Below are 15,737 nucleotides of genomic sequence, written 5' to 3'. Positions count from 1 at the left end.
AGCTTCTCAGCCACATAACATGCTGCTAAACCGATTAGGAAAGGAAGAATTGAACCTGTTTGAACGAAAAACCCTTCTGCATCGTTCCTGTATTCATACCTGAACATAAGAGCGGGGATTTTGAAGGTATAGCCAATCCCGTAAAGCAAGCCAGTTACTAGCAAAAATGCACCAATTGAGATAAGGAACCGTTTCAGAAAAATTCCCCCTCCTATCCGCCAATCCTGGTTGTTTTGTAGCGGTAGTTTTTAATAATATCCGCGAGCTCAACCTCGGTTTCCGCCTTGAAGCGGATATGTACAGCATTAACTTTAAAGGTTTTTGTAAACGTGAGTTCCTTTTCGGAAAGAATCTCTCCACTCCAGCTGCCTGCATCATACAAAAGCGGCATCTGTTCCGTTTTCGGGACTGCGCCGAGCTCTTCGAAGTACATGCCAAGGTGCGAAATGTTGATTCCCCGGAATTCCATGACAGTTTCTTTCATATCAGCCACCCGCAACCGGCGGGAACAAAGCAAATTGATCCGAGTCGCTGACTTCCGTTTGCAGGTCCTGCAGATGGACAATATTCCGGCCGTTAATGTATACCTGGACAAAATCCTTCAAGGTCCGTTCCGCCGTGAAAATTTCTTCTTCAATCGGCGGGAACATCTCGACCATCTTCTCGAGAACATCGATAACCCGGTTCCCCTCGGGCTGCACCTCAACCGTGAAGCCTCCGCAAATGTCACGGAGATTCGCAAACACCTTCACTATCATGAAAAACTCCCCCTTTTTATTTTTAGGCAAGCAGTCTGCCGCGGCAGACGAAAAGCTGTACGCTTCTCCCTTGCCATAAAAATTATTTCCCCTTGTTGTTACTACTATATTACTACTTTCCTAGGCAAAGGGGGGCGTTTTTTATCGAGGCGGAAGCTGATTTTGATTTAATAGCATTTCTTTTCAGTGATTGATTGTTGGCACTTCGTTTCAGGCAGCATACACAATCCTGGCCAGCCGTTATTTTGCATACAGAACAAGCAATTCTTCGTCCCCTCTTCCGGAACAATCGGTGAGAATATACCGTTTTGCAAAGTCATCTGCTTTTATTATAAAGCCTTCGCATGTATACGTACTTATTTCCTCTCCATCAACGCTGTAATTAACATTGATGTCGCTATCTTCATTGTATTCAAACTTGCGTACACCCCGCTGGCCTTCAATTCCATACTCAACAAACCGAAGCTCTGCATCACGGCCTTTTTCCACATCCAGGGCGAACTCGTCCAGAGCCTGGAGGTTTTCGTATTTGCGATGTTTGCTTACCACCTGGCCGGCGAACAACTGGCACCCTGCCAACACCAACACCATTGCAATGATTAGTAAATTCCTCATCTTTTCCCCTCCCTGCTATATGGCCGATTGCGTGGCCTATCCACCCATTGCGCTGAGGTTAGGCCGTTTTCTATTTGACGAATCTCTCTCTGAAATATGACATCGAAAAAGGAAATTTCGCAGTGTTGTAGAATTTGATAAATAACAGCTTATAGGAGGGTTTTTGATGGAACGAAACGAGTTTTGGGGATTGATTGAAAAGTCAAAAGGAAAAGAAGATCAGGCCGAGTGGTTAACAGAGGTATTAGCCAAGCGCGACACCCGGGATATCGTCAATTTTGAATATTGGTTTCAGGGGCTAATGAATGAAAGCTATCAATCCGGCCTTTGGGCAGCCGCCTATATTGTCATGGGCGGGTGTTCGGATGATGCCTTTGACTATTTCCGAGGCTGGCTGATTGGCCAGGGCGAGGAAGTTTATAACAAGGTGCTGGCCGACCCGGAATTCCTCGCAGAATATATTGATGAAGATAATCTCGGCGAGGAAGGCATGCCACAGAACGAGGAGCTACTTTCCGTCGGGCTGGACGCCTTAGCCTGAAAAAGACGGGCGATACTGAATGGAATGACAGCACCTACGACGAATTGCAGGCGGAACTGGACAATAAAGGACTCAAGCCACAAAACGATATCGATCTGGATTGGGACGAAGAAGATCTTGAAGACATGTACCCAACACTATGGGACCGCTTTGGCGAAGAGCCACTTGACTATTAGGGAGGATTTTCAAGCGCTGGTTCATCTGGCAGTATTATTACCATAGATAGTCGAATCGAACAATCTCTTTTCCAAGTTAAAATGGTACAGTTCCCTTTGTCTAATCAATCAAAGGGGACTTTTTTCTATTTCTGTGGTTACTGTGGATCAAGGTTTCCCAGGTACGAAGCTTTTCAATCAATCGCCGATTACATTGACAAGGAAAACTGCCATTCCCCGCTGCCACCGTGTGTACTCGAGCACCACCTCTCAAGGACATTTCACCTATCCGGCAACTCCAAAATGTACTCGAAATCCACTTTCAAAGACATTTCACCTATCCGGCAACTTCAAAATGTACTCGAAATCCACTTTCAAAGACATTTCACCTCTCCAGCAACTCCAAAATGTCCTCGAGCACCACTTTCAAAGACATTTCTCCAATCCACCATCAAATTGTCCTTGAAACCTTACATTGGTTGCATTCCTAATGTGCTGGTTTAAAACATTAACGCACTCACAAAAACTATGATTAAGAATAATACAGATCCCACATTCACAAAGTTTACGTACAAGGACAAAAAAGTTCTTTTAAAAGAATGGCCAGACTTTAAACCTCCGTAACTCGCGGCAATCTCCGACTCAGCAAGATTCGTAGTTAGCCCGCCACTGCTTGAGAAATAGAGCGAAATAAATGTTGAGAAAACACCAACATAAAACATCGCATTAATCATTGTTAATCCAAATTTCTCTGATAAAAAGTAGCTGATTGCCATTAAAACAGCAATCATCAATGCTGTCAGCACAATAAATCGGACTATCTTCATGATCCATGCACCTCCCTTTCCGCTGGCATAACCATCACCTTTATTTTACCGTTTATTCCATCCCCTTGAAAATAAATCCAAACAAAAAACACCCCATAGGCCTAGGCCCAAATGGGGTGTTTTCTACATGTTAAGCTTGTTCAATTACACCTTTTACAAGTTCCACGAAGTTGGCGCGGACTTTGCCGGCAACTTCAATTACTTCATCATGGTTCAGCGGCTGGTCGAGAACGCCTGCTGCCATATTCGTCAAACACGAAATGCCTAGTACCTTCATGCCGCCATGGACTGCCACGACAACCTCAGGAACAGTCGACATCCCGACTGCATCGGCCCCAAGCGTGCGGATCATCCGGATTTCAGCCGGAGTTTCATACATCGGGCCGCTCCACCAAGCATATACACCTTCACGAAGCGTCATGCCCTTTTCTTCCGCGACCTTATGGGCAAGCGCACGCAGCTCGCGATTATAAGCTTGAGTCAGATCAGGGAACCGGGTCCCAAGCTCATCGTTATTCGGTCCGATCAGCGGATTCGAGCCAACAAGGTTGAGATGATCAGTAATAAGCATCAAGTCGCCAGGCGCATAATTCGTATTCACCGAACCGCAGGCATTCGTGATCAGCAATGTTTCAACACCAAGCGCCTTCAGCACGCGCACCGGGAACGTCACTTCACTGAGCGAATACCCTTCGTAATAATGAAAACGGCCTTTCATCGCCACAACCGTCTTGCCCTTCAGCTGCCCAATGACCAGCTCATTCGCATGGCCAATCGCCTCGGACTTTGCGAAATACGGAATTTCACCATACGGAATATGGACCGCGTCTTCAATCTCATCGGCAAGCGCACCAAGACCGGAGCCAAGAATCAGGCCAATCACAGGACGGTGATTTGTTTTTTCAAAAATAGCATCTCTGGCTTCATTGATATTCTGAATGTTATGCATGTACATTCCTCCAAAACGAGTTCTCACTGTAGTATACCCAATTTACAATACGCGAAAAAGGGGCATCCGCTGCCCCTAAGATAATAAAACTATTCAAACAACTTCCTGAACTCGCCGTACCCTTCCTCTTCAAGCTTATCCTTTGGCACGAAGCGAAGCGCTGCCGAGTTAATGCAGTAACGCGCATGATCAGGTCCCGGTCCGTCATCGAACACATGACCAAGATGCGAATCAGCCGTCTTCGAGCGAACCTCAATCCGCCTCATCCCGTACGATGTGTCCAGCTTCTCCTCAATCTCCGTGCGCTTGATTGGCTTCGTAAAGCTAGGCCAGCCGCAGCCCGCATCATACTTGTCCGTCGAACTGAACAAAGGCTCTCCCGAAACAACATCAACATAAATGCCATCCTCTTCAAGATCCCAAAACTCATTCCTGAATGGCGGTTCCGTCCCATTGTTCTGAGTAACCTCATATTGCATCGGCGTCAGCGTCTCGCGCAGCTCCTCATCGCTCTTCTTCTTTTTCCAGGTCGCCCGGATAAACGGCGCCCGCCCCGAGCCTTCCTTGTACATATTATAATGGAACGAATTCTTCTTATAATAATCCTGGTGCTTCTCCTCCGCCGGATAGAACGTCTTCGCCGGCAAAATCTCCGTCACAATCGGCTTTGAGAACTTACCGCTTGCCGCCAGCTCCTGCTTCGACTGCTCTGCCAACTGCCGCTGCTCCTCACTATGATAAAAAATCGCCGTCCTGTACGACAGCCCGCGGTCATTGAACTGGCCGCCCGGGTCCGTCGGATCAATCTGCTGCCAATACAGCTCAAGCAGCTTCTTATACGGGAACACATCCGGATCAAACGTAATCTGCACCGCCTCATAATGCCCCGTCGTATCCGAACAAACCTCCTCATACGTCGGATTCTCCTTGTGGCCGCCCGTATACCCGGACACCACCTTCTCAATCCCCGGCTGCTCATCAAACGGCTGCACCATACACCAGAAACAGCCCCCCGCAAACGTCGCTAACTCTGCCATCTCCAACCACTCCTTTTGTGAAAAATTGGTCGACGCTCCAAGCGCCCACCCTTATCCAGAATCCTACGCCACAAATTTGGCGCATTTATCAAAATCATTTGCCTCTGCAAACCATTAGTTTGCCTTATTAAAACATTCCTCAGTCATCTGTCAGTGATCGCCTTATGAATGACATCTAGATGCCTTACCACACCCAAGTTGTCATTCATCGCTTTTATGAATGACATCTTGGAGCCTTCGCACACCCGAGTTGTCACTTATCGCCTTTATGAATGACATCTTGGAGCCTTCGTACACCCGAGTTGTCACTCATCGCCTTTATGAATGACATCTTGGAGCCTTCGTACACCCGAGTTGTCATTCATCGCTTTGAAATCCTGCTCACCTTTTTCAGCGTCCCCGCCGCAGCCTCGTGAACACGACGCATAAAAAGGCACTGCCAATTCCCAACAGAATTATTTTGCCCTGAATTGTCCATTCTGTAACCTGATAGACGGAATAAGCTTCCATGATTAAGGCGGGAATTTTACCAAGAGTGCTAGATGCCACGAAGGTAGCCACACTGACTGTGCCGATTGCGGCCACAAAGGTAACCAGGCCGGACGGGACAAATGGAAGCAGCCGCAGGCCAAATACCAGGAAGAATGCGTCCCTGCCATGCGCACGCAGAAGCCTTTGAATCCAGGGTTTATCAGGCAGCTTCTCTCCTGCCCATTTTCTAAAGCCTTTTCGGTAAAGTGCAAATGAGACCGCGGCTCCAGCAGCTTCACCGAGCGCCGAGATTACTGTACCCTCAACAAGCCCGAAAACAAAGATATTTGCGGCAGTCAGGAACACGCTCGGAACAACGCCGAGAACACTAATAACTATATTGATGAAGATGCTTATTACAACTGCCGCCTCGCGATATGTTTGAAAAAGCTCAATCACCCACTGCTGCATCGTTTACCCCATTACTCAGACGTTCACGCCAGAATCCAAACTCAATTTCCCAGCTGATTATTTAAATACGTTTACTTACTGCATATCTCAAGTATACCTAATATTCGATCCTAATTAAAAACATACGACCAGTGTTAACAAAACAGCAACGGGATTTCCTGCGCCTCATCATAAATAATAGGCTTCTTGCACATTTGGGAACGCTGCCGCTTACGAAAACGAACTTATAAATTTATTGGTGACATTTTAAGGTGAAATAAGTGATGAAACATCATCAATAGAGCTTATTGGTAACATTTCAGCAAAATTTTATTAGCGAAATGTAACCAATCGAGCTTATTGATTACATTTTGAGAAGAAAAAACCTATGAAATGATACCAATAAAATGGGATTGTAAAATATTTACTATTTTACCCAGAAAAATAATAGGTTAGCATCATCTAATTATAATAGGACACCGACTTTTTCCAACAATTTTATAAATTTGGCAACAGTCTATTGCGGGATTATGTCACGCCGTGATATAGTCATATCACGACATATCTAATTGCGATATATCCATTGATCGTTTAACCGGAAGAGGTGGCTACTTTGACCCTGGAGAAAGTTCTTAAGAAATACATACCGATGACAGAGACAGCATTCTATATACTTCTATCCTTATCCACTCCAAGGCATGGCTACGGAATTGTAAAGCATGTTGAGGAAATTTCAAATTCACGAATACTGCTCGGGTCTGGCACAGTTTACGGTACTCTGACAAAAATGCAAAAAGACGGAGTAATCACGGTTTTTGCAGATGAAGAACGAAAAACAGTCTATGAGATTACTGAAGTTGGAAGGCAGTTGATAACCGCCGAGATTCAGAGGCTTAAAGAGCTTCACGAGAATGCGATTAAATACGAGGAGGCTTTTTTATGAAAAAGGCTTGTAAGCCGTTTTGGAGCTACAACATAGAAAAAACGGAAGCGTGGCTTTCTGAGATGGCCAAGAACGGTTACTTTCTTGAAGGTCTGAACCGCGGCACCCGTACCTTTTCCTTTCAACAGCACAGTCCTCGGTCACTTACGTATCGAATCGGATACGATAAAGTAAAAGGGTCGACGCTACCCCGGTCTTTGGAGAATGAAGGCTGGCAAAAAGTTCTTCAGGCCGGCAATTGGTATATTATCGCGAATGAACAGCCTCCAGAACAAGTAAAAACCTCCCCTGTCCGCGAAGGCATTATTAAAAGGAACAGGATGCACATGTATATATTTGCAGGCATCGTGCTTTATTTTACTATCTTGCTTGTAATGAATCTTTCAATACTTGCATTTACGGTGCTCGATGATGTCCCTGTTGAAGTTGTTCCGAGTCCGATGTGGTTTTTTACATATGCGGCATTTGCTTTGGCACTAATTATTTATATCCTTTTTATCTATCAAATTCTGTTAATTTATAAAACAAACAAGTCATTACTCAATAGCACGAGCAAGAAACAGTATTCTCCAAGCTTGAATATAGAAGCCGAACGGCAGCTCAAACGGTCCGGTAAACTGATTGTCAAACGAAAGTTCGGATGGATGTACTCTCCAGACAAATTTGAAAAATGGCTTGAGGACATGGAAGCCCGGGGGTATAACCTCCATCGGGTCGGCAGGACAGGAACGGCCTTTTACTTTATCATCGGCAGCCCCCGCAAAATGCGTTACAGCGCGGATTACCAAAACATAACCGACGAAAGCTATTTCGATATGCACAGGGACGCAGGCTGGAAAAGTGTTTTTATTTCCAAATCAGTTATAACAAAGTGGACGATCTGGAGCCGTGAGTACTCAGAAGGCGAACAACCGCCACAACTATATAGTGAAAAATCACATCACTTAAAACATGCGAAAAGGATTGCTGTTACCCACACAGTTATATTTCTACCAGTGATCATCATGTTTCTACTCAACACCGTCCTTTACTCCAGTCCTACGATGACTAGCGGTTCAACCGGGCTGGACATATATAATCGGTTTGCGTTCGCTGCTTGTATTTTTATTTTCGGGTCATTCACGGTAAGAACATGGCTGTTTTACTGGAGGCTTAGAAGGACGTATGATTTTTAATTTAAAAGCTATGTTAAACAACTCTGTTGGTTTCCGCTCCAAGCGCTTCGTTTTCCACGGGGGACCTGGGAGCCTGTTTTTCTGCGGCTCCTAGCTCCTCGAGGTCGCTTCGGCCCCTCAGGTGAAGTCAAAGAACGACTTCTGCTTCTGGTCCTCCAGCGCTTTTCGGAGCTGGGCAGTCGCGTCGGATTTCTTAATCTTCGGCGCATCCTGGGACACTGCCATTTAGGAATCAGCTTCTTTACTAGAGAAAAGTTTAACAAATATAAAAAACAGTGAGAAGTCAACATTTCTCACTGTTTTTTTAATGGTATGTTATACGATAATGTTGTTTTTTACGGAGTTGATTGAAACAGAAGGCGCGAAGACTCGTTCGAAAATGCAAAAATCACGCTTCTATTTTTCAGGAAAATTGAATCATCCGTTTTACCTTATTTAAGCTCTTGTCCCTGTTGGGAAACATGATACTCAAAAACACGGCTCGGAAGATTTTTCTGTAATTTAGCTTGAATAAATTGTGCAGCCTCAAATACTTTCTCTTCAGAAATATTTGTTTCAACGCCTAATCCATGGAGTAAATATAGCACATCATTTGTAGCGACATTTCCTTTAGCACCTGGTGCATATGGGCAGCCGCCTAATCCGCCTATTGAGCTATCAAAATGGGTAATGCCCATATTCATAGACGTGAGGATATTGGCAATCGCCATTCCTCTTGTATCGTGGAAATGCATGAAAATTTTATCTGCAGGGTAGCGTTTTAAAACGGCATCCAGCAATTCTTCTGTTTGAGCGGGTACGGCTGATCCAATTGTGTCCCCTAAGGAGATGGTATCTACACCAAATTCCAATAATTTATCCAAAACTCGAATCACCTGGTCTGGTGAAATTCTTCCTTCAAAAGGACAGTCAAACACGGTGGATATATACCCTGTTACAGATATACCCGCGTTTTTTGCTTGATGAATGACTTCCTTAATTATGGGAAATGTGTCTTCAATGGTTTTATTAATATTTTTCATATTGTGAGATTCGCTGGCTGACATGAACACCGATACATCATTAATTCCCACTTGCAGCGCATTTTCCAGACCTTTTAGATTTGGGACAAGAGCTGAATAGGATACATTTGGATTCCTCTTAATGCCTTTTCCAACTTCAACTGCGTCACTCAGCGCCGGAATCCATTTTGGAGGCACAAATGATGAATACTCTATCATTTGTACACCTGTTTCAGAAAGCCTATTGATCCATTCAATTTTATCAGCAGTCTCAATGAATACCTTTTCATTCTGTAAACCATCTCGAGGTCCAACTTCTTTTAACTGGACAAATTTAGGCCATTTAGTCATGAAGTCCCCTCCTTAATTTGATACTATTTTTTCACTTCTTCAAGATAGCGCTTAATATCATCAAAGCGGTATTTGCCTTCTTTTACTGCCAGTGCTACTACTGCATCTACTTCTTCAGGTTGGGCCCCTGCCTGTACTGCCATATTTCTTGTGTGAAGTTTCATATGGCCTCTTTGAATACCTTCACTTGCCAATGCTCTTAAACCTGCAAAGTTTTGGGCTAACCCTAATGCAGCAATGATACCGGATAATTCTCTAGCTGTTTTTACACCCAAAATTTTTGTTCCTACTTGTGCAACTGGGTGGGATTTCGTAGCACCGCCAACCAGGCCCACTGCTAATGGCAATTCGATTGTTCCAACAATTGTATTGTTTTCACCAAGTTCATAATGAGTCAATGTTGTATATTTCCCATTTCTTGCTGCATAAGCATGGGCACCGGCTTCAATGGCTCTAGTATCATTACCGGTCGCAAGAACAGCTGCCGAAATACCATTCATAATTCCTTTATTATGTGTAGCAGCACGGTATGGATCAGCTGCCGCCAATTCATATGCTTTGATAAAACGGTTTAGCATTTCCTGGTTGCCATCGAATGGATCTTCGAAGACAGCACGTGCACGAACGATTCGGCGATCGGCTAAATTGGAGAGGATACGCAGAACCACCACACCGCCAGTTAATTCTTCAATTAGTGGTGCAACTGCTTCGTTCATCGTATTTACAGCATTAGCACCCATTGCATCCTTTGTATCGACAAATAAATGAACAACCAATAACTTTTCCGCTGACGTTTCAACAACACGTACTTCTAAATCTATTGCTCCTCCCCCAAATGATACTAAGGTTGGGTCCTGTTCATTGCATTTTTCCAAAATAGCTTCCTTATTTTCATAGATTGTCGCTAAGGCACCGTATGGATTTTTTAAATCGGTTACATGAACCTGGCCAATCATAATCGAACCATTAAATGAGGTTGTGAAACCTCCTGTATTGTATGCTAGACGTGCTGCGTTGCTGGCAGCAGCAACAACAGATGGTTCTTCAGTGGCCATTGGAATGAAAACATCTTTTCCGTCTACTTTAAAGTTCACAGCTACACCAACAGGTACAGGCATATAACCGATTACATTTTCAACCATGTTATCTGCGTTTTGGACAGTGAACCCTTCTTCTCCTCGTATAACTGCTTTATCCTGTTCTGTTAATCCAGCTGATTCTGAAACAATATTTAATCGTTCTTCTGGCGATAATTTATAAAAGCCCTTGATACGTGTACTCATGTGAATATCCTCCCACTATTTTTTATATTAATTTGCCCGCAAACCTGCAGTTGTTAATTTTTTGGTTTCTAGCCCTTTTACTAAAGCAATTTCCATTCTATAATGATGTCGAATTTACATACCTAGTAAAGTAGTAATCATCCAACTTGACCCATAGAAAATCATGAATTGGACTCCCACACTCATACCTAGGAATTTATTTAACAAACCGACAACTGAAGCAATTGAGAAGGTAACGAGACTTCCTACAATTCCACCTTCATAGAAGGAAAGGACAATAACAAGCCCGATAAACATACCGATGATTGCTTCCTGGTTAATTTTTTTCATGATTAGAACTGTTGCTTTTCTGGCATAGTTCATTGAAAATGGGTAAGCGATTAATGCCGCAATTACCAAACCTAACAAACCATAAATTAAGAAGTCAATCGGTTGTAATAAAGTATGCAAGTTATTTACAGGATCACTCGTGTAAACTGGCGGGGCATTAAACAAGGCTTGTGCCGGACCCAATGCAACCGGGCTTAATGGAATACCAAAGGCAACAAGCGGGATAATTGTTTCGGCAATGTATGTTGATTCGGTTACCCCATTCATTGCTGCAAGGCTGGAGGTTGCTTTGTTATACTGGCCCTTTGTTCTGGAACCAACCAGTTCACCCATCATGGATGTCATCCCAACCGGGCTTAAGCCAAATGTTGCTGAAGAAATTAAAGCGGTTCCACCAACCGCAGCACTTTGTTTCTTAGTTAAAACTTTAAATGGATTTGGAAAACGCCCTTTCCAGGCTTTTCTGTCTGGAGCCAGGTTATACGTATTCATTTCACTTTTCGTTACTTGCGGTCTTGCACTCCTGGATGATGCAATTAGTAAATCTACCAACATCGGACCAATTGCAATTCCCAAGAAGAATGAAATGGATAGATTTTTTTCCAATACTGAAGCACTGATATGCGAAATGCCCTGGTATATCATAGCCATAGGGAGTATCAGTAAGACACTCGCTAAACGGCCCTTAGATAAGTACCCAATAAATATAGCGGCAATTGTAAAGATTAAACCTGAATAGCTTTGAAAAAATTCCCCAAACGGGCTCAAAACCCAAGCAAAGATTAAAGCAACTGGAAGGGCGACAAATGCACCGATTATTCCACCAGAAATCATCTTTCTTAAGGCTATATGGGGCATCCCCATTCTTCTCAAGAACCCGGCATGTTCCATCATTGGAGTTGCCATAGTATCACCAGGAATACCCATCAAGGCTGTTGGAATAGCGTGTGTTAAATGTTTTGATAAAACAGCAGCCATGAAGAAAGCAAAAACGCCTTCTGGCGGAGCGCCTAACAGAACAACAATTAAAGTTATCGGCACCATGACAGCGGTTTCATCCGTCCCTGAAATAAGCCCTAACAAGGAGAAGATAACTCCGGCAATAACTGCTAAAACAATTGAGATTAGTAGTATTTCACCCACTATTTATTCTCCTCCTTTTCAGGGAAAAACATATTGTAGATACCTTGTTCTTTCATCTCTTTTTCCACAACTGGGTTATTCTTTATTTCTTTGCGTTCTTCATCTAAATCTAATTGATAATCATGAAAAATCTCATGAATTTTCTCAACACTGCTCTCTTCTTCTACTAATCTTCTTTTGGGTTTAAACAGGAATGAGTTTACAATTAACGCGATTACCAAACCAGCTATTCCCAGCAATAATGAATAGGAACTTACCATATTCTCAGGTGCGATATTCGGAAAAATTTCTTTTCCGAGCAAGAAACCTCCAAGCCCAAGGAAAACGCTTACAACAATGGTAATAATCATGTGTTTTCCGTATACCGTATCACCTAATACTTCTATATACTCGTGCGGATCTGAATCATGATTGCCTTTTAGATTTTTTTGAGTTTCTAGATTGCTATTCACTCTAACACCCCCTAGTTAAACTGTGTTTCCCGCCACTCAACTTTGTTGAATACACTATAACTATAGTAAATCATTTTTGAACTGTCAATTTAAAATTATCAAAAAACTTTGTGAATTACCAAACAAGTTGAAAGCGCTCTAATTTCTACAGGTTAGAACGCCTGCATAAAAAAAGAACCGAGTCCGGTTCCATAGTTTTATTATGTATATGGATTATTAATATATACAGACAATACCGTAGCCCCTTCATTATCCACAGGTATAAAGAGATGGGGATTGGAGCCTTTGAAATAAGCACTATCACCTTTATCCATAAAATACTTCTCCCCATTATAGAATAACTCAATTGCCCCTTCAATGATAAACACAAATTCATCTTGCGAATGTGTGTATGGCTTATTCACTTTAAACTGTTCTTTAGGTGTAACTGTTACAATCAAAGGTTCAATAGCTGAAACATGCGATGGATTGGCCAGTAATTCATAGGAATAACCCAAATCAATATCTGCCATTTTAAATTTTCGATCATCCTTTTTGGTGATGATGAAATCAACTTCTTCCTGTCCATTGATAATCCAAGTGAGCGGAATATTCAAAGCCTGTGCAATTTTAGATAAAGTAGCAAGTGCAGAGGCGGACTGGCCATTTTCGATTTTGGATAACATACTTTTAGAAATACCACATTGATCAGCAATTTCCTGTTGTGTTTTCTTTAGCATTAGGCGAGTTTGTTTTATTTTTTGCCCTATAGATTGTAAATCGATGACAATCTCCTCCCATTTCTGTAACAAACACTTATTTCCTTATAAATAAAAGTGGGTGTGTTTTTGCATATTTTCCGATGTGGTTGATGAAAGAATATATCTAAATCGCCCATCAATGGTTAAAATAACATGACGACTGTTGACCTCTGTTAAAAGGCCGCTCCATTGCCTCGCTTTCTTCAATTGAACAGGTTGTAATCGGTATGGATCCTTCGGACATCATGGAAACCCACACACAAAGAGCTTAAACCATCCTTTTGATTTCCACAATATAGAACTTTTCCGTTTCTTTAACCACAATAGGACTATTATACGCCCATGGTGGTCTTAAATTTATCCCAGTGTTGATATTCATCGAAAAAAAGTGGTGTAGGAATTTGTCTCCATAAACGAAAAAACACCACAGTTTCTCAAACTATGGCACCCCAAAATTCTAAACATTCTTCTTTTGAAAAGAGAAATCAGACCCCTGTTTTCCCTTTTTCTTTGGAGAATTTAGGTCAGCGGATGGCCGTGAAGCCTTCGATTATGGCGCTTAGCCTTTGTCTGCGCAACATCAACCTTTGTGACTGCCTGTTTCATTACTGCGGACTCATCTGCCGCAAGCGGTGCCTCTTCTTTTTGAAAAAGTAAATACGAGCCGGCTGTCAATGATAGCGCCAGTATAGCTGCTGACAGAAGCAGGCCTGACGGACGCCTTTTTCTTTTGGTAACCGAGTTCGCTTTTCGAATCGCCGTTTCAAACACCTCGTCAGGCACTGGCTGCGTAGCCTTGCGTTCTTCTGCCTGAATCCGTGTTTTTATGTATTGGTCAAACTCTGAATCATTCACCCTGGCTCACTTCCCTTCCTCAAGCATTTTCCGAAGCTGGGCGCGGGCATCAAACAGTTTTGATTTCACTGTCCCTACCGGCATGTTCAGAAGTTCGGCAATCTCTTTTTGCATCAAATCTTCATAATAAAACAAAATGGCAACCGTTCTTAACTCCGGATTCAGCATGTTGATGATCTGGCGGATTTCGGTTTTATGAAAATTGGCATCGTCGCCGCCGGGCTCCATATTGGTGGACACTTGCACCGTCGGCCGCTTCCTGATTATGTCATTGCACTGATTAATCAAAATCCTGGTCAGCCAGGTTTTCAAGTGGTTGGGTTCGTTTAAATTTCTAATAGATTTAAAGGTTTTATAAATCATTTCCTGGAGCGCATCCTCTACATCCGCCTCCGTGCGGAGAAACCTCCCGATACGGGTAAAGTACTCTTTGTTTTCGAAAATGGCGCTAATCAGCATGTGCTCTGTCTCTGTCTGCAACCCCTCGCCCCCTTCATATCTATTAGACACCAAAATTAGGGAAAAGGTTGGAAGGAGTTGAGAATAATTTTTCAAAAATTGTAAGGACCCTGCCATACGACACTGTAAGTTCGGGATTTGTTTCCGCCGCTGAATGATGACAAGGAGTTTTGCAGCAGTTTTTTAATTACAGTGTCCGAATTCACTTGCAGGAAGTCCCTGGCTTGGCGGTTGGTAATGGTGTTGTTGATCAGAAGCGGATAATCATTCAACAGGGCCGGCAGATGGGCTTTTGGTGAAGTATAACCACACGGTGTGCATTTCCAGGTGCCCCTGACCCTGATCATATGGAAGTTTCCACAGTTAGGACACCAGACCCCTTTACTATAGTCATCGTTTGAGATTCGAAATTGCTTTGAGATAGTTGAAAAATAAGGCTGGTGGGAGGAGGTGATCAATTTGGAGAGGCTTTGCAGTTGGCTGGTATTCAAGATATCTACAGGATAGTTATCTTGAAGATTTGTAACGACTGTTGGAAACTTGCCGCAATGGTGGACCTTTTCATTCACTTCGGTATTCAGGGGGTTGAATTCAATGATTGTACTTGGAAAAGCAATGATGACTAGCGGGAGGATCGGAATATCGTGATAACCGCGTTTTGATAGCCATTGCCTTAGTTGATGAGATTGATAGTTGGCCTGAATAAGAGGGTTCAGATACCCTTCCTGCTTACCATTGGCTCCTGTTCTGGTAAATTGTCCATTTTCTTCGAATTTAATTTTTCCTGTAAAATTCTTAATTTCAAGGGGAATGATAAGTGAGCGTGCCAGGAGGAGTGTGTCGATCTGGAAGTGGTAGGTACTGCCCTTCAGCCTGATGCCATGGATGATGTGGAAATCATTATGAGGAAGGAAGCTTAGTGGATACTCCACTGCCAATTCCCCCTTGTATCCCGCCATTTCCTTGTTTAATTGGGTTGCAATCTCCTGTTTTTGGGGCAGATGGTCCGGAACACGGAGGTCAAGCGCTTCTAGCTGGCAGAGATATGGATTTTTGACTCTCTGTTTTATGATCAATATGCTGCCACACCTTTCTATTAATATAGGAAAATTATACTACGAACTCTTTCTATTGGGCCGCACGCATACAACTTTTACCAAAATAGTCACATTCGGAGCTCTGTGCGTTCTTTTAATCGAACG

Annotated in this window: 18 protein-coding genes; 3 read left to right on the top strand and 15 right to left on the bottom strand. The window is 43.1% G+C overall.

Annotated features, from left to right (window positions below):
* Positions 1–211: 211 nt before the first annotated feature.
* The 3 genes from AM500_RS03650 to AM500_RS03640 form a co-directional block, all read right to left on the bottom strand.
* Positions 212–484 (bottom strand): MoaD-like domain-containing protein, encoded by a 273-nt coding sequence (locus AM500_RS03650; protein ID WP_053597990.1) that lies wholly within the window; start codon positions 482–484, stop codon positions 212–214.
* A gap of 1 nt (position 485) precedes the next feature.
* Entirely contained in the window at positions 486–758 is a 273-nt protein-coding gene (locus tag AM500_RS03645) for a ubiquitin-like small modifier protein 1 (protein ID WP_053597989.1), read from the bottom strand.
* Between the two features lie 240 nt (positions 759–998).
* Positions 999–1,373, bottom strand: a complete 375-nt coding sequence (locus AM500_RS03640) for a DUF4362 domain-containing protein (protein WP_053597988.1) — start codon at positions 1,371–1,373, stop codon at positions 999–1,001.
* 166 nt (positions 1,374–1,539) lie between these two features.
* On the opposite strand from AM500_RS03640, the gene AM500_RS03635 reads away from it, so the two are divergent.
* The gene (locus tag AM500_RS03635; protein WP_231688100.1) at positions 1,540–1,914 is read left to right on the top strand and encodes a DUF4240 domain-containing protein; all 375 of its coding nucleotides are present in this window, start codon (positions 1,540–1,542) and stop codon (positions 1,912–1,914) included.
* A gap of 655 nt (positions 1,915–2,569) precedes the next feature.
* Here AM500_RS03635 and AM500_RS03630 read toward each other — a convergent pair.
* From AM500_RS03630 to AM500_RS03615, 4 genes are all read right to left on the bottom strand, one after another.
* Positions 2,570–2,896 carry a hypothetical protein gene (locus AM500_RS03630; protein ID WP_053597987.1) on the bottom strand — a complete coding sequence of 109 codons (327 nt, stop codon included), beginning with the start codon at positions 2,894–2,896 and terminating at the stop codon, positions 2,570–2,572.
* A 130-nt stretch (positions 2,897–3,026) separates the two neighbouring features.
* Positions 3,027–3,845, bottom strand: a complete 819-nt coding sequence (locus tag AM500_RS03625; protein WP_053597986.1) for a purine-nucleoside phosphorylase — start codon at positions 3,843–3,845, stop codon at positions 3,027–3,029.
* A gap of 89 nt (positions 3,846–3,934) precedes the next feature.
* The gene (msrA, locus tag AM500_RS03620; RefSeq protein WP_053597985.1) at positions 3,935–4,882 is read right to left on the bottom strand and encodes a peptide-methionine (S)-S-oxide reductase MsrA; all 948 of its coding nucleotides are present in this window, start codon (positions 4,880–4,882) and stop codon (positions 3,935–3,937) included.
* A 390-nt stretch (positions 4,883–5,272) separates the two neighbouring features.
* Positions 5,273–5,824: a TVP38/TMEM64 family protein gene (locus AM500_RS03615; protein WP_053597984.1), complete on the bottom strand. Its 552-nt coding sequence runs from the start codon at positions 5,822–5,824 to the stop codon at positions 5,273–5,275.
* 628 nt (positions 5,825–6,452) lie between these two features.
* On the opposite strand from AM500_RS03615, the gene AM500_RS03610 reads away from it, so the two are divergent.
* Both AM500_RS03610 and AM500_RS03605 read left to right on the top strand, forming a co-directional pair.
* A complete protein-coding gene (locus AM500_RS03610; RefSeq protein ID WP_053601611.1) occupies positions 6,453–6,746 on the top strand; it encodes a PadR family transcriptional regulator in 294 nt (97 codons plus the stop codon).
* Complete coding sequence (locus AM500_RS03605) at positions 6,743–7,921, top strand: DUF2812 domain-containing protein (RefSeq protein WP_053597983.1); 1,179 nt, start codon at positions 6,743–6,745, stop codon at positions 7,919–7,921. The genes AM500_RS03610 and AM500_RS03605 overlap by 4 nt, the downstream gene beginning before the upstream one ends.
* Positions 7,922–8,352: 431 nt before the next feature.
* On the opposite strand, the gene AM500_RS03600 is transcribed toward AM500_RS03605, so the two are convergent.
* The 8 genes from AM500_RS03600 to AM500_RS03565 form a co-directional block, all read right to left on the bottom strand.
* Complete coding sequence (locus AM500_RS03600) at positions 8,353–9,273, bottom strand: hydroxymethylglutaryl-CoA lyase (RefSeq protein ID WP_053597982.1); 921 nt, start codon at positions 9,271–9,273, stop codon at positions 8,353–8,355.
* Positions 9,274–9,296: 23 nt separating this feature from the next.
* Positions 9,297–10,556, bottom strand: a complete 1,260-nt coding sequence (locus AM500_RS03595; protein WP_053597981.1) for a hydroxymethylglutaryl-CoA reductase, degradative — start codon at positions 10,554–10,556, stop codon at positions 9,297–9,299.
* 114 nt (positions 10,557–10,670) lie between these two features.
* Positions 10,671–12,029: a tripartite tricarboxylate transporter permease gene (locus tag AM500_RS03590; RefSeq protein WP_231688099.1), complete on the bottom strand. Its 1,359-nt coding sequence runs from the start codon at positions 12,027–12,029 to the stop codon at positions 10,671–10,673.
* A complete protein-coding gene (locus AM500_RS03585) occupies positions 12,029–12,481 on the bottom strand; it encodes a hypothetical protein (protein ID WP_053597979.1) in 453 nt (150 codons plus the stop codon). The genes AM500_RS03590 and AM500_RS03585 overlap by 1 nt, the downstream gene beginning before the upstream one ends.
* Positions 12,482–12,681: 200 nt before the next feature.
* A complete protein-coding gene (locus AM500_RS03580) occupies positions 12,682–13,272 on the bottom strand; it encodes a helix-turn-helix domain-containing protein (protein ID WP_231688098.1) in 591 nt (196 codons plus the stop codon).
* Between the two features lie 468 nt (positions 13,273–13,740).
* Entirely contained in the window at positions 13,741–14,076 is a 336-nt protein-coding gene (locus AM500_RS03575) for a hypothetical protein (RefSeq protein WP_053597978.1), read from the bottom strand.
* A gap of 6 nt (positions 14,077–14,082) precedes the next feature.
* Entirely contained in the window at positions 14,083–14,556 is a 474-nt protein-coding gene (locus AM500_RS03570) for an RNA polymerase sigma factor (RefSeq protein ID WP_053597977.1), read from the bottom strand.
* A gap of 71 nt (positions 14,557–14,627) precedes the next feature.
* Positions 14,628–15,611 (bottom strand): NERD domain-containing protein, encoded by a 984-nt coding sequence (locus AM500_RS03565; RefSeq protein WP_053597976.1) that lies wholly within the window; start codon positions 15,609–15,611, stop codon positions 14,628–14,630.
* Between the last annotated feature and the right edge of the window lie 126 nt (positions 15,612–15,737).

Source organism: Bacillus sp. FJAT-18017, assembly GCF_001278805.1.
Classification (GTDB): domain Bacteria; phylum Bacillota; class Bacilli; order Bacillales; family Cytobacillaceae; genus Bacillus_D.
This window is presented reverse-complemented; position numbering and strand designations above follow the sequence as displayed.

Excerpts from the sequence above, each read along its gene's own strand:
- AM500_RS03650 (WP_053597990.1), bottom strand. The coding sequence starts at position 484 with ATGAAAGAAACTGTCATGGAATTCCGGGGAATCAACATTTCGCACCTT.
- AM500_RS03645 (WP_053597989.1), bottom strand. The coding sequence starts at position 758 with ATGATAGTGAAGGTGTTTGCGAATCTCCGTGACATTTGCGGAGGCTTC.
- AM500_RS03640 (WP_053597988.1), bottom strand. The coding sequence starts at position 1,373 with ATGAGGAATTTACTAATCATTGCAATGGTGTTGGTGTTGGCAGGGTGC.
- AM500_RS03635 (WP_231688100.1), top strand. The coding sequence starts at position 1,540 with ATGGAACGAAACGAGTTTTGGGGATTGATTGAAAAGTCAAAAGGAAAA.
- AM500_RS03630 (WP_053597987.1), bottom strand. The coding sequence starts at position 2,896 with ATGAAGATAGTCCGATTTATTGTGCTGACAGCATTGATGATTGCTGTT.
- AM500_RS03625 (WP_053597986.1), bottom strand. The coding sequence starts at position 3,845 with ATGCATAACATTCAGAATATCAATGAAGCCAGAGATGCTATTTTTGAA.
- msrA (WP_053597985.1), bottom strand. The coding sequence starts at position 4,882 with ATGGCAGAGTTAGCGACGTTTGCGGGGGGCTGTTTCTGGTGTATGGTG.
- AM500_RS03615 (WP_053597984.1), bottom strand. The coding sequence starts at position 5,824 with ATGCAGCAGTGGGTGATTGAGCTTTTTCAAACATATCGCGAGGCGGCA.
- AM500_RS03610 (WP_053601611.1), top strand. The coding sequence starts at position 6,453 with ATGACAGAGACAGCATTCTATATACTTCTATCCTTATCCACTCCAAGG.
- AM500_RS03605 (WP_053597983.1), top strand. The coding sequence starts at position 6,743 with ATGAAAAAGGCTTGTAAGCCGTTTTGGAGCTACAACATAGAAAAAACG.
- AM500_RS03600 (WP_053597982.1), bottom strand. The coding sequence starts at position 9,273 with ATGACTAAATGGCCTAAATTTGTCCAGTTAAAAGAAGTTGGACCTCGA.
- AM500_RS03595 (WP_053597981.1), bottom strand. The coding sequence starts at position 10,556 with ATGAGTACACGTATCAAGGGCTTTTATAAATTATCGCCAGAAGAACGA.